Raw genomic sequence first — 22,477 nt, 5'->3', positions numbered from 1 at the left:
TTCTTTATATAAACAATTGAAGCAGGTTTTGCTATACCTCAGTAAATACGGTTCAGGAGCATTCAGTTTTGGCAAATTCTCCGGCGCTAAGGCACAAATGCAGGGATTAGTTCCAAAAAGTCTTTTAGGGGGGGAACTCTGAGCCAAGGAAGTAACATGATTAAAGATGAGAAATTACGAAAGCGAACAGGCCATGATTACTAAAGAAGAAATTACCATCAAAGTTTCCTCTGAGGTTGCAGAGGCATACCGCAATGCTACTGAAGAAGAACGCGAACAATTACAACTTAAAATTGCGGCAATTATGCAGTCTCAGTTTCCTAGGAAAAAAGAAGAAGCAATTGCACGTTTAAGAAACACAATGGATCAAGCAAGCAAAGAAGCACAAGAGCGAGGATTAACGCCTAAAATCTTAGAATCGATTTTGAATGAACACGAATAATCGACGGCTCATTTTTGATACTAACGTGCTAATTAGTGCATTTTTGTTTAGTCAAAGCAAGCCACGTCAGGCATTAGACCAAGCTCAGAACATTGGTGTTATCGTATTATCAAATTCTGTCTTATCAGAGTTAAAAGATGTTTTATATCGTCCCAAGTTTGATAGATATCTTACCAAAGCAAGGCGGCAATAATTTATAGAGGATTTAACAAAATTCGCTCAGTTTATTGATGTGAATGAGCAGATTAATGAATGTCGAGATCCAAAAGATAACAAATATTTGGAATTAGCACTCAGTGGTCAAGCAGAGTGTATTGTTACCGGAGATGATGATTTGCTAGTACTAAACCCCTGGAGAAACATTGAGATTTTAACTGTTCAAGAATTTTTGGCTTCTAATACCAATTCTCTATGACGTGTAGCGGCTACTCTTCTCCTTATGGAGACGCTACGCGAACGTTCGCAATGACGGGTTTCGGATCATTTATCAAAAGAATAAGGTTGAAAACCTCGCCCCCGAAGTTGCTCCCTTAGTTGAAACTTCACCCTTTATGGGGATTTTTCTCCTCTGCCCCCCTGCTTTTCATTTTTTGAAATGCTCTTAGTCCACTTCCATATCTGAATTTTCTGCCCCATTATCCTGCATATAAACATCTCGAATCGGAAAGGGAATTGTAATTCCGGCTTGTTGATAGCGTTTATGTAATTTTTTCACAAATAGATGTTTGCCCATACGTTGATCAAAGTATTCGCTGACGCGCATATACAGGGTAAAATCTATACTAAAATCATTAAATGTATGAAATCTAATATATGGTTCAATTGCTATTAATTCTGGTGCAATTTCTCGCATTACATCTTTAGCAACTTCTACAGTCACTCTTTCAACTTCTTCTAAATCGCTGTTGTAACTGACACCTACATTCATTGTTAAAGTAATTTCTTTCTCTGGTAAATGGTAGTTAGTGAAAATTGCCGAAGCTAATTTAGAGTTTGGTACGATAATTACATTATTAGAAATTTCTCTGATTGTCGTATTGCGCCATGTAATATCTGTGACATAACCTTCTTGTCCATCATCTAATTTTACATAATCTCCGGTTCGGACTTGCTTAGAAACAATTAAATAAAAACCAGAAAATAAATTTGCTAGTGTGTCTTGAAGTGCCAAACCTACTGCTAAACCACCAATTCCTAAAGTGGTAACTATTGGCGTAATTTCAATTCCAACGGTTTGTAAAATAATTAATGTTCCTAAAACCAAAATAATAGTCATGGCTAGATTGGAGATCAGTGATGCTGGAACTCCTTCAGTTCTGTGAATAAATAAACTCACAAAACCAGCAGTTAATCTAGCTAAGACAAAGGTTACAGAAGATAGAAAAATGATAGTGATAACTTTTTGCAGAAGAATTTTGAAATCTGCATCTATCTTCAATGAAGAATAAGAAATCGCAGCCGAAAAGCCAGCAAGGGTAAACCAAATAAACGTCATTCGGCGTAGAGAGTTAAATATAACTTCACCCCCAAGAATTTGTCTTTTGGTAACAAATCTGCTTAATTTTGTGAAGATAACTTTTTCACCAATTATTCCCGCCAGTAAGGCAAATAAAATCAGTGCTACTGGGAGAATCCATTGTACCGTAGTCATTTTGAGATTTTGAATAAAGATTAAGATATTCACTATTGCAAAACCATGTTTTGTTAAATTCTACCCTGTTAATTGCTTAAGTAGCTGCTTGAAATTTGCACTTATAAATTGTTACATCTGGTCGATAAAGAGAGGAAAGGTATTAGGATGAATGTCTCACGCAAAGACGCAAAGACGCAAAGGAAAATCCATAAAATTATCCCGCATTTATGCAACTCCACAAAATCTTAAGATGTATTGAGCATCAAAGCTATGATTAAAAATCGATAACATGGATCTGCCAATTATTTACCATCCAGATTACATTGCGCCTCTGCCAGAAGGACATCGTTTTCCGATGTCTAAGTTCCGACAATTATATGAATTGCTTTTGACAGATGGTGTAGCGCAAATAGAACAATTTCACATTCCTGAACGTCCACCCTCTGAGTTAATTGAGTTAGTTCACACTCTTGACTATGTTCAAGCTTACTGTAACGGAACTTTAGACCCTAAAGCACAGCGTCGCATCGGTTTACCTTGGAGTCCGGCACTGGTGAATCGGACTTGTGTAGCTGTTGGTGGTACAATACTGACTGCCAAGCTGGCACTAAATCAAGGTTTAGCTTGCAATACTGCCGGTGGTACTCATCATGCTTTTCCTAGTTATGGGTCTGGTTTTTGTATTTTCAATGATTTAGCGATCGCTTGTCGCGTTTTACAAAAACTCAGACTTGTGCAAAAAATCTTGATTGTGGATTTAGATGTTCATCAAGGCGATGGTACAGCTTTTATTTTTCAAAACGATGAGAGTGTTTTTACTTTCTCTATGCACTGTGAAGTAAACTTTCCCGGTACTAAACAAAACAGCGATTTAGATGTTCCTTTACCTGTGGGAATGGAAGATGATGCCTATCTGCAAACTTTGGCGAATTATCTACCAGAACTATTGTCAAAAGTCAAGCCAGATTTAGTATTTTACGATGCAGGTGTTGACCCTCATTTAAGCGATCGCTTGGGCAAATTAGCCTTAACTGATACTGGCATTTTTCGGCGAGAAATGCAGGTTTTGAGTACTTGTGTGGGTGCAGGTTATCCAGTCGCCTGTGTAATTGGTGGCGGTTACGCCGATGATATGAAGTCTTTAGTATGGCGACACTCTTTGTTACATCGCGCTGCCAGCCAAGTCTATCAGCAGTACAGGCTTTAAGATAGCATTGTCTAAGAATGAACAACGCCAAAGTTAAAATATCCGAATTATTAAAAGAATTAAATTTAGGTAGCAAAGAGCTATTAGCTCTTTGCGCTCAACTTAATATTGCAGTCAAAACCCAAAGAAGCACAATTTTAGAAGCTGATGCCGAACGCATTCGCACAGTAGCCAAAAAACCAGATGTAAAAAATCCTACAACTTCTAACGTCAAAACTGTAGAAGATTGGGGTTATGTCTTAATAGCTTCAGCAATTGATAGATTGATTCACAATCTTGAAGGTGAAACTGCCCTGAAACTATATTCTGACTTTCGGGAGCGGCGGGAACGTGCCAACGAGTTAATGTATGAATGCGTTGGTCAAAAACCTTGCCTGTTTTATGTGCGTCGACAAGGTAACGGCAGAGACCCAGGCGAGGAAATTTGGAACTTAACAATTGCCACAGACTGGGATGATGTAAAATTACCCCCAAGATTAGCCGAACTCAAAAAAACTATCGGATTTCGAGCATCTGTACCTCAAGATGGACACGGCGGTTTAAAAATCCTATCGGCGCATTTGCTACAACCTTCGCGGGGACAAATCGATGGCTATGCAGTACCTTGTCGTTTACGACTGCTACCCAATCATCAATATTCTATTGGTATTCCCTCAACAGCTTTAGCACGGATGGCAGCCACACCAGTCTGTGGCGACCATGTACCTACAGAAGCACAACTACAAGCTTGGAAAGCATTTTTACAGATTGAGGAAAATATCGCTAAGGCGCGTCAGTTTTGCGTGCGTTACGTAGCTGAAAATCAGAGTCACAAAAGGCGGATTAATTTTGAAATTGATGTGGCTTCAGCCACCCTAGACGGTTCTCAAGAAAATTCCTTGAAGGAAGTAAATTTCTGGGAACGCGTAAAACAAGCCAGAAACGAAGAAGTAAAGCTATTTGAAAATACTCCCACAGGACAAAGCTGGTATAGCGGTCGTCAATTAGGCACTATTGAAGAAGTTGACCCCAAACGTGGCATTATCAGCATCAAGCTAGAACGCGAGTTAGCCGAATACATAGCAGCAAAAAATTATCAGCTACCAGCCACCGGATTCTTGTATTTTGAGGCAGTTGGCGATATTCAACAAATTAAACGTAAGAAAAAAGCCTTAGATGATTTGAATCATGGTTATACCCAAAATCCTTACTTGGGCAACTTTTTATTTGAGGCTTCTCAAGCCAGACCGATTAAAAAAACTGTGCAACTCCAGCCACAGGATTTGTTATTATCCTCTGCGAATCCTGGTCAAAAAGCAGCAGTAGAAAAGGTACTTGCAGCCGAAGATTTAGTTCTGATTCAAGGCCCCCCAGGTACAGGCAAAACTACTGTAATTGCTGAGATTTGCTATCAAGTTGCCCTGCGTGGTGGACGTACCCTGATTGCTTCTCAAGCCAATTTAGCAGTTGATAATGCCTTAAGTCGCTTAGTTCATAACCCAGTTATCCGCGCTATCCGTAAGGGACGAGCCGAGAAAGTTGGAGAAGAAGGACAAGCATTTTTAGAAGATCAAGTAATTGGCAAATGGCTAGAAAATACTGCTGCTGACTGCGAAAATAGAGTTGCTCTACGTCTGGATAATGTACAAATTTTGCGACAATTGCTAGCATCATCACAACGATTTACAGCATATCTAAAAGTAGAGGAAGAATTTCATCAAAAACAACAGGAGTTTCAGAAAGCTAAAGCAGATTTAGTAACAAAATCTCAAGCGCAAGAAATAGTACTTCAAGAACTAGAAGTCAAAAAAAATGAAGTTGAATCTCTATATTTGGGGTTAGATAAGTTACTAAATACTACCCAAAATGTTAATTGGGAAGCTCCAGAAGTTGCAGATTTTTTACCACGCTTGAAGCCATATACAGAAAGTAATATATTAATTAAAAACTTTTTAGCAAATGTTCGTCAAGCTATTAATTATACAAATGAGTTAGGCTTAATGCCTACTGCGCGTGGTGCATTTGCATTAGCAGTTTGGTTGCGTGAAACTGTGGCGAATAAACTATCTCAATTGAGAATAGTATTAAATCATGCTCAAGATGCAAGTGTAGCCATGTTAGAAGTTGCAGCATCGGCGCAAATTGTGAGAAAGAATGGTGACTATTTGCATCAACTACAAACAGAACGTCAGCAATTACTACCCAAACAGCAAAACTTACAGCAAACTATCCAGATTTTACAAAATCGTCAACGAGAAATTGATTATATTATCACAGCAGTTGTCGATTGGAAGTCTACAGCACCTACTCATTTGTATCAGGTAATCAGTACTTGTCAGCAATCTGGTCAACCGTTAACAGATAACTTAGTAGACTTACCTCTAGGTTTGTGGATGTTTGCTAATTCCTTGAAGTTACCTTTATTGCCTAAAAATTATACAATTAACTTGCCAGATTGGAAACTATTAAATAAAGCGATCGCCTATGAAATAGAAGGAGGTTTTATTGATCGAAAAGGTAATCAACATAATTTTAGTTATTTTTTACAACAAACTTTAAGTCAGATTCCATTAGTGCTATTATCAAGCGATCGCACCCAATGGCAAGAAACTTACCAACAATTTAATAATTATCAATTACTGACTCCCAAACAGCGAAAGTTATTGATTGAAAATACTCAGTGTTTTTTGAGTAGAATGCAACAAAATTATAGCGCATCCTGGGAATTAGATAACATCGATTCTACTATCAAATATATTACCCAAGAATTATTAGAAAGCATCTTAAAAAATGCTCGTCACTGTGTTTCAAGAGTGAAAATCGAAACTGAACATCAACTTCAGCATCTACAACGACAATTAAATGAACTGCAAAATTATGAAATCACCCAGCAGCAAATATCTAGTATTCAATCTCAGGTAGAAAAAGCTAAAAAAGATGGGAAGTTACAACTAGGACGAGTTATCAATATTTTGCAAGAACTCAGCCAGCAGCATAATGTACCTACTCAATTACGTACCTTAGTTGAAAAGTATTTAAATCAGCAAGCAAATATTTGGGAACAGCCTCAAGAATTTGCCACAAAAATCAATTCTTGGGAAACTTGCATAAATAATCTGGAAACTATAATTTCATCTTTAGAACCTTTTGCTGTATTAGAAAATATTAAACACTCTTTGGATGAACATCTTTTAAAGCTAAATGAAGAAACTATAGTTTCTCAACAACAACTCCAAAACATTCAAACAAAATTACATAAGTTAGAGCAGCAATTGCAACCAGAAATTTCAGAAACTTTAATAACTGAAAGAAACTGGTGGCAGACAGAATGGCAAGCCATACCAGATAAATTTAAACCTCAAAATTCTAGTGGCAACTTGTTCGATTGGAAGCTTTTACGCAGCCTGAAAACTCAGTTTGAATCTTGGCAAGAGCAACTGCAAACTGAAGAGACTTATCTCAGTCGCTATCAACATTTTATCGGAGATTGGATTGCAAAAGTCAAAAATCCTACAGAGCGAGACCGCAACGACTTACGACAAATTTATTTAGATAACTCCAACGTCGTCGGTATTACTTGTGTACAAGCAGCAGGCCGAGATTTTTCTGAAGAATTTAAATCTTTTGACGTGGTAATCATTGATGAAGTCAGCAAGTGTACTCCACCAGAATTACTCATACCCGCCTTGAAAGGTAAAAAGTTAGTTATGGTAGGCGACCATCGACAACTACCACCCATGCTTGATACTAGCACTTTAGAAGAAGTTGCCCAAAAAACCAGCAGCACAAGAGAAGAACTACAATTTTTAGAAGAGTCACTTTTTAAAAGTCAGTTTGAGTCTGCTGATAAAAGTATCAAGCAGATGCTAACTACCCAATATCGAATGCATCCCTTTATTATGGGAGCAATCAATCAGTTTTATGACGGTAAATTAGAATGCGGTCTTTTAGAACCTGACATAAAACGCGCTCACAATCTAGTAGGTGAAATTATTCAACCAGACCATCATTTGATCTGGGTAAAAATGCCTCAAGAAAATGAATTTCAAGAACAACGTGAGTATACTTCTTTTTTTAATACTCGTGAAATTGATGTCATTGAACGTTTATGTCAACAATTTGAGAGTACTTGGTCTTTTAGAGTTGCTAACGGTGAACCGAAAAAACAAATCGCCGTAATTACATTTTATGGCGCTCAGCTGCGGAAAATTGATGAGCGTTTGCAATCTGAACTTTTTCCCTCATTAGAAATTCGTACAGGTACAGTTGACCGATTTCAAGGTATGGAAAGACCTGTGGTAATTGTAAGTATGGTTCGCAATAATCATCAACAAGATGTCGGATTTGCGAAGAAACCAGAACGGGTAAATGTGGCTTTTTCCCGCGCCCAAGAACTATTAGTAATTGTGGGTTGTCATGATTTATTTACACATCAATCTGGTAGAGTCGGAGGTATGTATTCCGAGGTTTCAAATACTGTAAGTCGTCATGGAGGTTTCGTTGATGTTTATGACTTATTCAGCTAAACCTATTGATGACAATCTCAGAAAAATTATAGACGAAATTGAAGCCAAAAATCCTAATTTGTCGGTTTTAGCAGCGCGTCAATTTTGTTATAGCTTATATCAAAATCGTGTGGAAATAACTATCAAAGAACCACGCGAATTTAACGTACTCGAAGAATTTATCATCCGTGCGGGAATTGAATTTGATCCGCCACCAACAGAAGATGAATTAGCGTCTATACTTGGGCTTGATACTATATTTATTCGCAGTACAACTAAAAATCTTCGGACATTACAAACTCTATCAGCAACATCCCCAATTACTGTTTCTTCTGAAGGTCGTTCATTTTATGAGAAAGGTTCTGTACCACAGCCTCCATATTCTGTAAATATTTATGCTATTTCAGATCCTCTCAATCAAAAGTTGATTTTTCAATCTGAACCTTTAAATGATGTTTCGTTAAACTTGCCTGATTTAGCAAAATTTGTAAATATAGATCATACAGATACTAATATTTCCTGCTTACCACTTGCAGAAATTCAACAAAGTATTCAAGCTTCAGGTTTAGGATTTCACATCCCAGAAGAAGGAAAAATTGTTACTGCCTGTAGAGTAGTAGGAGCAAATCAAATAATTAGTAAAGAAATATCAATTTTTGTTTTCTTCAATGTTCTGGAAGATAAATTAAGCATTCAATTAAGAAACGGTAAACAAATTTTAGAATCGGCATCAAGTTGGCTAGAATCACTACAAGCTGAAGGTAAAATATCCTTGCAAGCACTGTGTGAACTGTCAGATGAAACCATCAATTTTGAACGTCAAGCAATCCTCAATCAGAAAAATTCAGATGAAAGTGATTCGCCTGATCAATTTATCTTGCAACATACAAAACCTCAAATGCAAGAACAAAAAAAGACAAAAAAACCACGGAAAAACTTATAACCATATCTCTCTTCAGATTCTTGACTTTAATCTTCTCCTTTGCGTCTCTGTCTTGAAAAGTTTGTTACGGAGGGAAACCCTCCTTACAACTTTTCGCTGCGCCTCTGCGTGATACTTTTCACCAGAAATATACACGTATTTTTATACTTAATCATTCGTAATTTTACAGTAAAGAATCAAAGCATCTATCTTTCTTAGTACTTTGGGTTAAAAGATTCTTAACTTTGGATTAACTCAAATTGTAGATGCAGAGATTCGTCTAATTAGATACAATTTACAAGCAGGGAAAGCCGAGGAGAAGTAATCAAGTGGCGCTATTAAAAGGCTTTGAGATTGAGATGTACACTGGCACGCCTCAAGGAGAAATAGTCGGTCTCTCCGACAAAATTGTCGGATCTTTGGATGGATTTATGCGGGAACCAGATAGCCGCAATGTAGAATACGTAACCGACCCATCCAGCAATTATGAGAATCTCTTGTGCGCCTTGTTGCGTCCTAGGCGTGAGTTACGAGACTATCTCCAACGTTTGGGCAATTATACTTTAATACCAGGGAGTACTCTATCTTTAGGTGATAGCGATCGCTTCTTTCGTTCCGACCCTACCAACCCCTATCACGACTATATAGAGACAACTTACGGCACAAAAGTAGTTACCGCCAGCGTTCATATTAACGTGGGTATCAGCGACCCAGAAGTTTTAATGCGGGCTTGTCGAGTCATTCGTGCAGAAGCACCCTTATTTCTCGCCCTCAGCGCCTCATCTCCCTTCTTAGATGGCAAAACCACTGGTTATCACTCCACTCGCTGGGGAATCTTCCCCCAAACGCCTATTAATGTGCCATTATTTGCTAGTCACGCCCATCATATTGAGTGGGTAGAAAATCAGCTTGCGACTGGGACAATGCAAAACGTGAGGCATTTGTGGTCATCGGTGCGACCAAATGGCGATCGCCGTCCCTACGATCTCAATCGTCTAGAATTGCGAATTTGCGATTTAGTCACAGATCCCATTGCCTTACTAGCAATTACCGCCTTATTGGAAGCACGTCTGTTGCAAATAATAGACAATCCCAGCATCGATCCGTTAACCCAAAGTATTTTTTCTCCCGAAGAACTCATTACCCTAATTGTTAGCAACGAAGCAGCAGCAGCTAGTAACAGTCTTGATGCTCAACTGAGACATTGGCAAGATGGCAGAAGCATTACAGCTAGAGATTGGATTACTGAACTTTACCAAGATGTTTGGGCGATCGCCAAACAACAAGGTTTTAGCTGCTTTCTTTCTCCTGTGCATAAAATCCTTCGCGAAGGGAACGAAGCCCAGCAGTGGTTACAACTGTACAAAGTTGGTTTTGATAGTCAGTGCGTTATTACCCAAGCTATTGCAGCCACCCAAGAACGCGAATTGGAATTAGAAAACAATTTGTGTTCGTCACTAGTGGCTTAATACTTTGGCGGTAGCCCTTAGAGAGTGTTTTCAAAATCTGTCTTCATCCCAAAAGTAGATTTTCTGGAGATCCAACCAATTCCAGAAAAATCTACAAATACAACTATTTTTTGTATTTTGTCTTCAAAAACAGGCATGTTGCCTAGGGCTAGTGATAAATACTCTTAGATCATGCTCTGGGATAATTAATTTTTTGTTTTAAAAATCTAATCGATAGAGATCATCAGACATTTATTAAGAAAACCTATCAATGACCTCTACCTTATGGTAGATTTGCTTTGGTAAAAATATCATTTTATACAAAAAAGAAGTTATACGGGTAATGCCTCAGGTAGTTTTAGTCAATCCGCAAATACCCCCAAACACAGGCAATATTGCTCGCACTTGTGCTGCTACAAGTACAGAATTACATTTAGTGGGACCTTTGGGATTTGAAATTAGCGATCGCTATCTTAAAAGAGCTGGTTTAGATTATTGGCCTTATGTCAAACTGCATTATCACGAATCACTAGAAGCCTTTAAAACCATACACAAAAAGCGTGGAGGCAGACGGTTGGGTTTCAGTGTCAAGGGCAGTGTTAATTATGTCCAGTTCCAATTTCAAGATGACGATTGGTTGCTTTTTGGTAGTGAAACCACTGGTTTACCACCAGTAATTCTGTCAGCTTGTGATGCGACTCTTCATATTCCTATGGCACAACCCCAGGTTCGCAGTTTAAATCTTTCAGTGAGTGTAGCAGTCAGTTTATTTGAAGCTCGTCGTCAGTTAGGCTGTTTAATGTAGTCTTTATCTTTAATTTTTATTAAGTACTTTTACTTAAAAAGTTTTTAAACATTCATCTTAAATAATCCATATTATCATTACTCTTGGGATATAGAAGATAACTTCTTAGTCCGTAATAGATCTAATGTGTTGGACAAAAACTCATATAGGTAAAGACTTCTATGAGATAAATTAAACATTTACAAATGTAAGCAAATTCAATTGCATTAGCTGACATGGTAAGTAAAACTATCAACATTTTAGGGAGAGAGCTACTCCCATATCTACATAAAATAAAGTATTATTTTATACTTAAATACAATAAACTTATGTGATATTAGTGAGAAATACTTACTAAAACAAGTGGGTTAACATAAGAAATTTGTATATCAAATTCCCAAACACACCAGATTTAAATGATAGATTTTGGTGAATTTGAATAGTCCTGAACTGAAGGAACAAAAAGGTTAAAGCCTTGTCTAATCAAGTATTTGAGATATTTTAAGGGAATACGTATTTATCAGGAGGACAAAAGTAGCTATAAGTTTGTACGGTTGTTTTCGAGGGAATAATCAACGTAAAGTCTCATGTTGATAAGACTGATCAGGGAAAAAAACCTTGAAGATATCTACAGCAGGGGGCATCGCTTTTCCAGAAGTCGTAGCATTTTCATTTGCTCACATCGACAACGGACTTGGTAAATAATATTTTCCAGTCATAACTAGTGAAGCAAGATAAGCACGGATAACTGCTAAAAGCAACGTGTTCTAGGGTGTTGAGGAGTTGAGCGGACAAGTAAGCACAGCAACTTTTACGTTTTGCTAACAGGTGTGAACTTGTCTAAATCAGAGAAGCAGGTTAATCTTGCCTAAGTATCTCTGATGAATGTGATCTTGATCCATAGTTTGATGTGATCTAAATCATTGACTAGTATCCGACTGAAAAAATCGAGATCAGTTAAGCGCTAGTGATCATAGGAGGTCGTCTTTGAAACGAGCATTGAAAAAAAGAGTGAAGGCTGTGCTGAAAAATACCCCCAGCAGTGATGGTGCCCCGTTAGAACAGCTAAATACAGTTAATCCGATGGTTAACCGTCGAGTACGGACAAAAGCCGCCATGATTGGCTTAGCAATCTCAATGGGCGCAACTAGCCTTTTGGTGACTCGGCAAAGTGATCAAGCCCAAGCAGCAGCGCCCGTAGGCAGCCAAAAGGCTGCCTCAACTATTCCAGCTGCTTCTAACACTGAAATGAAATTTGCTTCCACAAAGCTGAAGACTCAAATAATCTCATCAGCTAGCGTGCCAGAAAACTCTGTCATTGTGGAACCAACAGCAATTTCGCAATTACCTGGGCTTGAAGCTAAATGGCAAGTTGCAGCAGGCGGAATGTCTTTGTCGGTTCCGGCATCAGACAATGTTTCCAAAACAACGGCTGATAAAACTGGTATTTCCCAGCAATCTCAATTGTTGCAAGAAATCCAAGCAGCCAAAAAGCTAAAACAGACATCACAACAACTGTCTAGTGTTGACGGTGTTGCTGGCGGACAAGATTCTTTCCTGAAAACTCAGGCGCAACAAAGTACAGTCGTTAGTACTGAAGTTAATGCTCAACTCAAAGCACAACAAGAGTTTGCACTAAATCGCTTACAAGAAAAATCGAACCGTTTAAGAAAAAGTCTGGCGGAGTTAGGGTCTGGGGAGTCCAAAAACTCATCAAAAGCTAAAACTGAGTTAGCACAGGCAACGACTGAAGTAGATCAATTACCACCTATCAGTACAAGCAATACGGTAATAGAACAGTCGCCAACTCTGAGCGATACCAGCAAAGCCGACCTCTTATCGAGGTTGAAACAGACAAACCAAACGAGTGAGTCAACGCAGCAAGTAGCAACAGCACCTGTACCAGCCACACAAAAAGCTGTTGTGTCATCGACCACTAAAGCCTATGAAGTGAAACCTGGAGATACGCTAGCAGCGATCGCTAGTAGATACAATACTTCGGTTGCAGAACTAGTCAAGGCAAATCATCTTAGCAATCCCAATCAACTGAAAATCAGCCAAAGACTGATTATTCCTGCTGGTCAAGTTGAACCTAGAGCGATCAAAATTCCAGTTGTAGCTAACCCTGTCAGTAATTCTCCGGTATCAATTGTTGCTAATAACAGCAGTGTTACTATTCCGGTTCCGACAGTTACAAACAATCAGGTAGAGGCAAATACTGCGATCGCACCTCAGCCAACCCCTGCAAGTGTCGAGACTGACGGCGTGGGTGGTGATACTCCAATGCCAAAAGCTTTTACCGAAATACAGCTGTCTAAAAAACCAGGGCAGAAGGTAGCAAGAGCTAGAAATGAACGTCTCCAAAGCTTACAAGCGGAAATCCAAAGATTACAGGAAAAATACCGCGCCCAACAATCTGGGAATGTAGCTTCCAGTACAACGACTGGTACTGAAAGCAATAGTGCTGCTGTGCCAATTCCAGTTCCGGTTGCTGTTCCTAACAACTTTGCGGTATCAACATCCGTTTCGGGACGTAAAGATTTGGCAGTGCCAATTGCCGTTCCTAGCCCGATGGCATCAGGTTATAGTACTCAACCGATTAAGCCAGAATTTCGTGCTACTCTCTCTACTGACGAGCCAGTAAATCCAGAGTTTTTGCCTAATTCAACAGCTGGTAAGGTGACTCTTTCTCCCAAAACATCGGCCACGAAAATAGCAACACCTCCCGTTGGAGTTAATGCTTCAGATTCTTTAGGAAGGGCGCGAGGAACCAATGTGTCTCCAAATTACCCTCTCCCACCATTAGCAGCAGTAGATCAATATTTACCCAAGCCAGTTGACGAGACTATACCCCCTCCTTCATCGTCTTCTGTTGCCTATGTTTGGCCTGCAAAAGGTGTATTCACCTCCGGCTATGGTTGGCGTTGGGGCAGAATGCACAAGGGAATTGACGTTGCTAATGCTACTGGCACACCAGTTCAAGCATCATCCGACGGTGTGGTAGAAAAAGCTGGTTGGAATAAGGGTGGCTTTGGCAACCTTGTAGAAATTCGACATCCAGATGGTAGTATGACTCGCTATGCTCATAACAGCAAGATTTTAGTTAGAGCAGGTCAGCAAGTTCGTCAAGGAGAAATAATTGCCAAAATGGGTAGCACTGGTTTTAGTACTGGTCCACACACCCACTTTGAAATCCATCCATCAGGCAAGGGGGCAGTGAATCCCATCGCTCTTCTACCAGACCACAACCAAAACCGCATATAGTTTCTACCTGTCTATAACTAACTAAATAGTTATCTTATTTGTCAGAGGAAGTTTAATTAACTTCCTCTTTTGTTTTTAATTACCTTGTATTTATTATGCTTCTCGTTTATGTGCAGTACGACTATACCCAATACTGTTTGATTAATACTAATTTGCGTTCTATTGTAGTAGTTCAAGGTTGATGAGATTGCTTCCTTCCACTTTGTTCCAGTCGCAATGACGGAAGGAATACCATATTTGACTGCAACTTGGTATAAGCATCAATGGAAAACAGAAAAAATCTATAATTTTTGATTTTATTTTCCGGGTATTTTATGAATACAAGGAAAATGTAAATAGGGTTAAGAAAACTTTAAATATTCTCAAATTAATACTGCTTTTAAAAATGTATAGTTGTTACTAATATTACTCAGTCTATATACATATTAATTTTTCTATCGTATTAAAAAAGTAATTTAGTATTTTTTAAGTAAGTATATTGATAACTATAGCAATCCGATTTGATTAATGAACATATTTGCGTAGGTAGGGAACTCTTAACAGGGAACAGAAAAACAATATGTGTAATTAATTGTGTCTGGGTACTTAACTTTTATTAGAAACATCAGTAAGTGATGAATATTCTGATGTTAATTAAGTTTGTTTTTTAATAGTATAGTTTTGTTTCCCAAACTTTTATACATAAAAAGTTTTGAAAAGTAATCATGTAAATAACAGTTTTAAAAAAGTAAAATAATTTATTTTTTAATTAAGATAGACTAAAAAATAAATTATTTAAACAATTAAGATTTTTTGTATTTTAGGCTAAACTATGTATCCCTCTTCATTGTTAAGAGTTCAGAGAGATTTGAAAAAACAGACTAATAATCAAAAATTTCTCACTCCAAAAGCAGCTATCATCAGAATTTTGCAGATGTTTGTAGGGGATACAAACTTAGTATCAGACTTTAGCCAATCTTGGGTGGTTCGAGAGTTTCAACTAGGTGACGAACTGACTAATTATGCTGTAGATAATAGCAGTAATCTTTTATATTTAGTATGTCAAGGTCGAGTGCGCTTGCTGGGGTTTGATACAACTGTCAGTCGGGAAGTTTCAACTCAGTTACTATTAGCACAGCAAACATTCGGTGCAGATCATTTATTTTGCGATCAAGCTCTACCATACCGAGCGATCGCAGCTGGTGAGAGTTTGGTAGCTCAAATAAATATTACTGAACTGCAATCTTGGTTACAGCGCCTACCTCATCTAGAAAGTTATTTACAGCAGCTTGCGATTGAGCGACAAACGCTACTTTTCTTTAAAAGCTACACCGAGTTGCGATCGCTAACTAGTTCAACTCTGCGGCAATTATTACCCTACTTACAACCTACTAAAATAACTGCTGGTTCATCATTGCAAGAAGCAACTTCCCCGACTAAGGGACGCTTTTGGTTAGCTAGTGGCAAAGTTCAGACCATATCAGCAGCGGCTAAACCGCCACACATAGGAGAAAATTGGGGATATCCTCATGTCAAACTTCCAGTTGGCATTGCCCAAACAAATTTGTTAGTTTATCGCTTGGCTATAGAACATTGGGAATCAGTCAAGGAAATTGCACCACAGTTATTTCCTGACCAGGATGAACTAGTAAAAGAGCAACAGCAGCCGGGTACAGTGAGTACTGACGATCGCAAACCTCAAATCCTGCTTCCCAAGTTGATGGATTTGCCATCTCGTAGTTCCCAATTAGAAACTCCAGTATCAATATCAACAATATTAGAGATTCCAGAGATTGACTTTCTAACCGTAGAGAACCAACGTCAATCAATATTTCGATTCTGGCGTTCTTATCCCTTTATTCAACAGCAAAGTTCGTCGGATTGTGGGGCAGCATGTTTGGCAATGGTTAGCCAGTATTGGGGCAAACGCCTCAGTCTCCCTACTCTGCGGAACTTAGCGCGGGTAGACCGCATGGGTGCATCTTTACAAGGATTAGCAATAGCAGCCCAATCTTTAGGATATGACGTGCTACCAGTCCGGGCAAGTTTGAATAAGTTAGAGTTGCATCCTCACCCGTGGATTGCCCACTGGCAAGGCATTCACTATGTCGTAGTTTGGAAAATTAAAGGCGATCGCATCTTAATTTCTGACCCAGCGATCGGCAAGCGATGGCTGCCATACCGAGATTTTGCAGCCAGTTGGACAGCTTATGCTCTTGTGTTAAACCCCACTGAACGTTTTCATCTCCTCAAAAGCGAAAAAGTTTCTCTAAGGCGTTATTGGCACATACTAGGCCGTCATCGTAAATTACTTAGACAATTGATTTTCGCTTCATTGTTGGTACAAGTTTTTGGGCTAGCGACTCCCCTGTGTACTCAGGTAGTGATTGACCAAGTTATACCACTCAAAGACTTTGCAACCCTGAATGTCGTTGCGATCGGCTTATTATGCTTAAGCATCTGGCGTAATATTATAACCGCCCAGCGTCAATACTTATTGGGCTATCTTGCCAATCACGTTGACATTAACTTAATTGGTAATTTTATTACACATACGTTGCAGTTACCATTGCAGTTTTTCGCATCGCGCCAAGTACAAGACATTATTAGCCGCGTTCAAGAAAACCGCAAAATTCAACTGTTTCTTACCCATCAAGTTATCAGTGCCTCGATAGATGCCTTCATGGCATTCATCTACTTGGGGTTGATGGCTGATTACAACTTACAACTTACCCTTTTGGTCTTGGGTTGGATTCTACCTATCGTCATTTTAACTTTGGGGGTAAGTCCAGCATTCAAAAAAGCGTCACAAGAAATCTTTCAGGAATCCGCAGGATATAACTCTTTAATGGTAGAAATGATCACTGGTATTGCCACAATCAAAACCGCAGCAGCTGAGCAACCAGTACGTAGACATTGGGAAAAGCGCTTGATGAGGATGTTGAAAGCGCGGTTTCAAGGGCAGAAATTAGCTAACCGTTTACAACTGACTAGAAGCTTGATTAATCAAGTCGGTAACATTCTTGTCTTGTGGTTTGGAACCAGTTTAGTAATTGAGGGGCAGGTTTCTCTAGGTAAATTTGTCGCTTTGAATATGCTCACTAGCAATGTTATGACTTCAGTGTTGGCGTTGGTGGGATTGTGGGATGAGTTTCAACAAGTGCAGATTTCTTTGGAAAGGGTCAATGATATTTTGACTTCTGAACCCGAAGAAAATCCCCAGAAACCTCTAGTGGTAATGCCCTCAGTTCGTGGTGAAGTGCATTTTGACAATATTTCTTTCCGTTATCACCCCGATCAAGAGCGTAATACCTTACAAAATATCTCTTTTCAGGTGAAACCCCAGCAAACTATTGGCATTATTGGTCAGAGTGGCTCTGGTAAGAGTACTTTAGTAAATTTGCTGGCTGGTTTATATCGTCCCCATACTGGAAGAATTTTAATTGATGGATATGATATTGCTGGTGTTTCTCCTGGGTCGTTGCGAAGTCAATTAGGTTTAGTATTGCAAGAGGATTTGCTGTTTTCGGGAACCATTTTAGAAAACATTACCCTGTACAACTCGGATTTGAGTCTAGAGGATGCGATCAAAGCTGCCAAGCTAGCAGATGCACATACTTTTATCCAAGCTTTACCTTTGGGATATAACACTCAAGTAGGAGAAGGGGGTTTGAGGCTTTCTGATGGACAAAGCCAAAAAATTGCGATCGCCCGCGCCCTGATTAGGAATCCAGGAATTTTAATTTTTGATGAAGCAACGAATGGTCTAGATGCAGAATCGGAACGCTGCTTTCAAGAGAATTTAGCCCGGATGAGTCAACAGTGTACCACTTTTATCATTTCCCATCGTCTCTTCAGCGTTCGCCATGCTGACCATATTCTTGTTTTAGACAAAGGTATTCTTATTGAACAAGGTAATCACCAAGAACTAATGGCAATCGCTGGTCTATATTCCCACTTAGCTCAACTACAGTTCCATTAATCAAAAGGCGATCGCGTTACCTACTTGTTCAAGGAGTGTCTGTAATAGTACTTCGGCTACATTCAAGACAAGCTCAGTAACCATCACCCCGTCGCCGTCAGGTGTCATACCATTTCACGAAATATTTGAAACAGATGATTTGTCTTTAATTCTTTCCCCCTGGTCACTGAGTTTCGACACTTCGACAGGCTCAGTGCGGCGCTGCGCGGCAATCGAGTTTCGACTACGCTCAACTGCCGCGAAGTCGAGATTCAACTACCGCGTAGCCGAAGTGCTGCTTCCCTGCTGCCTATTTGTATCAATTTTAAAGTGAAACGGTATCAGTGGTGAATAGCAAAAGCAACTGACCCCTGACACGAAATCCCGCCACTTCCAGGAATGAACTTAATTTTTTCTGATTACTTACTAAGTATTCAGCTAGATTCACAACAATTTTTCGGTAAGGTTGCTAGATACACATGTCTGTAAACCTTGCTAATCAAGATATTTAGATAATTTCGATACACATAGTCTAACTAGTAAATGAAAAAATGTTTTTCTTGAACATATAAACAGTATATTTTAGATTTATTTAATAATATTTTTCTGGCTAGATTTAACAGTTGTTTGTAAACGTAATTAATGGTAAATTTTCTTGGTATACTGAAAAAAATAAAAGCTCAAATGATTTACCAATGAGGGGTTACGCCCCTCACTACCTAACAAATATGGGACAAAATACAAAGTTGCACAATACACATCTAAACCTCGAAATTGGTTCAGTAGATTTAACTTAAACATCTGTTAAAATGAACAAAAATATTAGGTATATAAATGCCAAAGCAGTTTTTAATATTTCATGGAATAAACTTGTAGTTTTCAGCTTGAATACATTAAAATTTTACATATATGTTTATTGCCTTTGTGCAAATAAATATACAATACAATTATCAAGTCAAGTGGGTAAAGTTAGAATTACAGACATTTAAATAGAACAAAGCCGTATTTACTCAATAACCATACAAAGACTTCTAACTATTTAGACATTAGTCTGCCTTGATTAATGTGGTTGTCTCTTTAATAAACATCTGTAATTACAGCATTTGTAGATATATTCCTGGGACTAAATAAATACAAACCCGACCATTAAAAAGACTGAATTAGTTTTATCCAAGAGAACCAATACCATGAACCAAGAAATTTCTAGCATTAATAGCAACTTCAATAAAAAAATCAATCCTGAACAATTTGACCAAATAGTTGAGGCAATTCTTGGCGGAAAGTATTCCTGGGCATGTGTTTTGATACTACGCTTGGCTGGTTACAATCCTTTACACTATATTCCCTATCGCACCTATAACAGATTGCTTAAAGAAAACTCCCAACTTAACAGAACAAACCAGCAAAATCAGGAAAGAATAAAAGTTACTCAGGTATCTCCTGACAACAGGTCTGATACTCATGTTTCAGAAAGCTGCTTAGGCAACATGAAAGACCTTGCTTATCTTGAGGTAGTAGGTAAGCAAAAAACAGAAATCCGTGGCGGTGGTTTAAATCAGTGGTTGACAAAGCAAAAGCAAGTTCACGACTCTCAATTTGTCAAACCCCAATCACAACCTGAAAGTACTCAAGATTTTTCTCTAAAAGTCTGCGAAATTAATTAAACAATATCTTGAGTTAATAAATTTTACTTCCCAGTTAATTAAGTGCCTCATAGCCTGTCATGCTAATCAATTAGCATGGCAGTTTTTGCAGTGTAATCAACTAATACCATGCCTTTGCCCCGCAAGGAACTGAAGTTCCTTGCTAATAGCCAAAGTCATCTAAAGATTACTAGATATTGCCCAAAATCTTGAGTCTACTTTAGTAGACTTTCGCTATTAGCCTGGGAATTGATTCCTAGGCGGGTGAGGAGGCCAAGCCTGAAAATTGCTGTAAGTTGACACAGGTGACTGATGTTCCCTACGAAGAATTTATCTGTCGCAAACATTATTTGAATTGGTATAACCCCTCTTCTGTTACTACGAGGAGAGAAAAATATTATTCCTAGCCTGAGTCTCAGATATCATCACAAATGTAGGCGATCGCATCCCAGCTTGATCATTTACATCCTTTTGTTGCAAAAAGACGTAAAAATAGGCGTTTCAGATTATTCTCTTAGGCTGGCTCGACTTTTTGCTTTATTCCTTCTTAGCTGTTCTTTCCTGCTTCTATTTAGGATTGAGAAATTAGACCAGATCACTATAATTTAATTAGTTATCTCAAATTACCTGCAAAATTATTATTAAAATCTGCCATTATGGCAAACTTTTAATACTTCAATGTTCTAAATTATAAATAAGTATTTAAAGAGAGGAGACTAAATGAATAAATTTGTTTTCAAAAATAAAATCAATGATTAATTGACTATCAAACACACATAACTGATTGCTGTTGCTGAAGCAGTCAGTATTTTAGGGAGTGGGTGACTCCCAGACTGCGACCAAATTTAATCGTTACTGCTGGTAATTCTTTTCCGAGAAAGTCTGAGCAAGCAAAAGTTAAAATGGTGATTTACTCCGGAACTAACTTTGATTGACTTTTATCAAATTTCTTTGTGGTGGAGAAATTGAATAGAACTTTCTGTATTAGCGCTGGTGTTAGTTGAGTTTCCAAAACTCGTATTTAGCACCATCACTAAAAATGGAAACAGAAAAAGTGACGGTTTAATTGTTATCGCTGTTGTGGCTGATAGAACTAATAACTCTTACGCTTCTCTTTAGATGAATCATAATCCTAGTCGTTCCAATTAGGATTATCTTCATTTTATAAGTTAGCAATTTATATAACAATTACTGGAAGCTGACAAAAAACAGCTTTCAGTTTTTTTTATTTGTTAGCAAATTGTTCGCCGCCAACTTATTCTAAATAACTGAATAACTCTGCAAACCGTACTTTATCACTTTCGTTCTTCTCATACCATTTCACGAAATTATTGATACAAATTACTTTTCTTACTCCCCCTGCCTCCTCTGCTTCCTCTGCCTCCCCTGCTTGCCCAAATTTATCAACTTTAAAGTGAAACGGTATCAGCTAGCTTTACCATAAGAGTATAGAAAGCCGACTTTTTCCTTATATCCCTCTATAATAAAGATACAAAGACGACTTTTAATGTATATTTTTCCATTTATTTAAAAGCACACATCCCAATGAATGATCTTTCCCAAATATTCATTGAACCTGAGGAAATTGTCAGCTTCCTCAAACGAAAAATGAATCTGAAGGAAGTGTATCAAGAGATTTTGTTTAAAAGAGTGATATCATACGCAGCTCAACAAAGAGGAATAACTGTTACAACTGTAGAAATTGAGGCGGAAGCCGATCGCCAGCGTCGAGAGCAGCGTTTGGAGAAGGCTACAGATACTCTTGCATGGTTAAGCGATCAATTGGTTACTCCCCATGACTGGGAAATGGGGATTCGCGATCGCTTATTATCACAAAAATTAGCTCACTACATGTTTGCTGAAAAAGTAGAAGATTTTTTTATTAAAAATAGTCTGGAGTTTGAGCAAGTAATTCTCTATCAAATCATTGTTGAATCTGACAAACTTGCTCAAGAAATTTATTATCAAATTGCAGAAGGTGAAATCAGTTTTTATCATGCAGCGAACCTTTATGATATTGATGATCATCGCAGACATAAGTGCGGTTATGAAGGAACTATTTACCGTTTTGATATCCAACCAGATATAGCTGCTATGATATTTCAGACTCCACCTAAACAGCTGATAGGCCCTCTAAAAACGGAACAAGGTCATCATCTTTTAATAGTTGAAGAGTTACTTCCTGCTGAATTAACCCCTGAAAGATATCAAGAAATTCTCCACAATATGTTTCACGACTGGCTAGTTACAGAACTAGACTATATGCTTAATTCATCATGACTAAGTTAATTATAGGATAATTACAAAATTTACAGACATAAATTTCAGTAATGATTTTAATTTTTATAATGCGCCATTTTGTTTATAATGTTACGGATAAATGTTTGCTTAGAAGTTTTAGGAAACTAATTACACAAAGTAGCGATCGCTATAGTAACTTCAATATTATCAAATTTTATCTCAATAAGTAAAAAATTTTTTAGAGATAATTTTGTCATTTTAAATGCAGTTATATATAACTTTCATCCTAGAGATAGATACTAAAAATGTACAAGAGATAAGCTAATATAAATAGGCTGTTTTATTGCTATAGATAGATGTATGTGTATTAGTTCTCGGCAATGATAATTCATCATTTGCTAAAGCTCATATACAAAAGCCTAACATTTGATGTTAATAGTTACAATTTAATCAGTAATTTCCGATATTG

11 protein-coding genes and 1 pseudogene are annotated in these 22,477 nt (G+C 38.1%); 11 read left to right on the top strand and 1 reads right to left on the bottom strand.

The annotated features are described in order from the left end of the window. Positions 1-166 precede the first annotated feature (166 nt). Positions 167-442: a hypothetical protein gene (locus QI031_RS13495; RefSeq protein ID WP_281485641.1), complete on the top strand. Its 276-nt coding sequence runs from the start codon at positions 167-169 to the stop codon at positions 440-442. Continuing rightward, positions 429-857, top strand: a pseudogene (locus tag QI031_RS13490) (putative toxin-antitoxin system toxin component, PIN family). The gene QI031_RS13495 and the pseudogene QI031_RS13490 overlap by 14 nt, the downstream one beginning before the upstream one ends. A gap of 186 nt (positions 858-1,043) precedes the next feature. Here QI031_RS13490 and QI031_RS13485 read toward each other — a convergent pair. Then, a complete protein-coding gene (locus QI031_RS13485; RefSeq protein ID WP_281485640.1) occupies positions 1,044-2,093 on the bottom strand; it encodes a mechanosensitive ion channel family protein in 1,050 nt (349 codons plus the stop codon). A gap of 271 nt (positions 2,094-2,364) precedes the next feature. Here QI031_RS13485 and QI031_RS13480 point away from each other — a divergent pair, with 271 nt between their 5' ends. From QI031_RS13480 to QI031_RS13440, 9 genes are all read left to right on the top strand, one after another. Then, the gene (locus QI031_RS13480) at positions 2,365-3,282 is read left to right on the top strand and encodes a histone deacetylase family protein (protein ID WP_281485639.1); all 918 of its coding nucleotides are present in this window, start codon (positions 2,365-2,367) and stop codon (positions 3,280-3,282) included. Between the two features lie 17 nt (positions 3,283-3,299). Next, positions 3,300-7,787, top strand: coding sequence for an AAA domain-containing protein (locus QI031_RS13475; protein ID WP_281485638.1), 4,488 nt, complete (start codon positions 3,300-3,302; stop codon positions 7,785-7,787). Beyond that, the gene (locus QI031_RS13470; RefSeq protein ID WP_281485637.1) at positions 7,771-8,709 is read left to right on the top strand and encodes a hypothetical protein; all 939 of its coding nucleotides are present in this window, start codon (positions 7,771-7,773) and stop codon (positions 8,707-8,709) included. The genes QI031_RS13475 and QI031_RS13470 overlap by 17 nt, the downstream gene beginning before the upstream one ends. 308 nt (positions 8,710-9,017) lie before the next feature. After that, complete coding sequence (gene gshA, locus QI031_RS13465; protein WP_281485636.1) at positions 9,018-10,157, top strand: glutamate--cysteine ligase; 1,140 nt, start codon at positions 9,018-9,020, stop codon at positions 10,155-10,157. Positions 10,158-10,479: 322 nt separating this feature from the next. Continuing rightward, on the top strand, positions 10,480-10,941 hold the full coding sequence (locus QI031_RS13460; RefSeq protein WP_281485635.1) for a tRNA (cytidine(34)-2'-O)-methyltransferase: 462 nt from the start codon (positions 10,480-10,482) through the stop codon (positions 10,939-10,941). Positions 10,942-11,940: 999 nt separating this feature from the next. Beyond that, positions 11,941-14,184: a peptidoglycan DD-metalloendopeptidase family protein gene (locus tag QI031_RS13455; RefSeq protein WP_281485634.1), complete on the top strand. Its 2,244-nt coding sequence runs from the start codon at positions 11,941-11,943 to the stop codon at positions 14,182-14,184. Between the two features lie 811 nt (positions 14,185-14,995). After that, entirely contained in the window at positions 14,996-18,145 is a 3,150-nt protein-coding gene (locus QI031_RS13450; protein WP_281485633.1) for a cysteine peptidase family C39 domain-containing protein, read from the top strand. Positions 18,146-19,311: 1,166 nt separating this feature from the next. Then, the gene (locus QI031_RS13445; RefSeq protein WP_281485632.1) at positions 19,312-19,788 is read left to right on the top strand and encodes a HetP family heterocyst commitment protein; all 477 of its coding nucleotides are present in this window, start codon (positions 19,312-19,314) and stop codon (positions 19,786-19,788) included. A gap of 1,524 nt (positions 19,789-21,312) precedes the next feature. Continuing rightward, positions 21,313-22,047 (top strand): peptidylprolyl isomerase, encoded by a 735-nt coding sequence (locus QI031_RS13440; RefSeq protein WP_281485631.1) that lies wholly within the window; start codon positions 21,313-21,315, stop codon positions 22,045-22,047. Positions 22,048-22,477 lie beyond the last annotated feature (430 nt).

This window comes from Halotia branconii CENA392 (assembly GCF_029953635.1).
GTDB classification, from domain to species: domain Bacteria; phylum Cyanobacteriota; class Cyanobacteriia; order Cyanobacteriales; family Nostocaceae; genus Halotia; species Halotia branconii.
This window is presented reverse-complemented; position numbering and strand designations above follow the sequence as displayed.

Bases quoted from the DNA above. Each gene is read 5' to 3' on its own strand.
- QI031_RS13495 (WP_281485641.1), top strand. From the start codon at position 167: ATGAGAAATTACGAAAGCGAACAGGCCATGATTACTAAAGAAGAAATT.
- QI031_RS13485 (WP_281485640.1), bottom strand. From the start codon at position 2,093: ATGACTACGGTACAATGGATTCTCCCAGTAGCACTGATTTTATTTGCC.
- QI031_RS13480 (WP_281485639.1), top strand. From the start codon at position 2,365: ATGGATCTGCCAATTATTTACCATCCAGATTACATTGCGCCTCTGCCA.
- QI031_RS13475 (WP_281485638.1), top strand. From the start codon at position 3,300: ATGAACAACGCCAAAGTTAAAATATCCGAATTATTAAAAGAATTAAAT.
- QI031_RS13470 (WP_281485637.1), top strand. From the start codon at position 7,771: ATGACTTATTCAGCTAAACCTATTGATGACAATCTCAGAAAAATTATA.
- QI031_RS13460 (WP_281485635.1), top strand. From the start codon at position 10,480: ATGCCTCAGGTAGTTTTAGTCAATCCGCAAATACCCCCAAACACAGGC.
- QI031_RS13450 (WP_281485633.1), top strand. From the start codon at position 14,996: ATGTATCCCTCTTCATTGTTAAGAGTTCAGAGAGATTTGAAAAAACAG.
- QI031_RS13445 (WP_281485632.1), top strand. From the start codon at position 19,312: ATGAACCAAGAAATTTCTAGCATTAATAGCAACTTCAATAAAAAAATC.
- QI031_RS13440 (WP_281485631.1), top strand. From the start codon at position 21,313: ATGAATGATCTTTCCCAAATATTCATTGAACCTGAGGAAATTGTCAGC.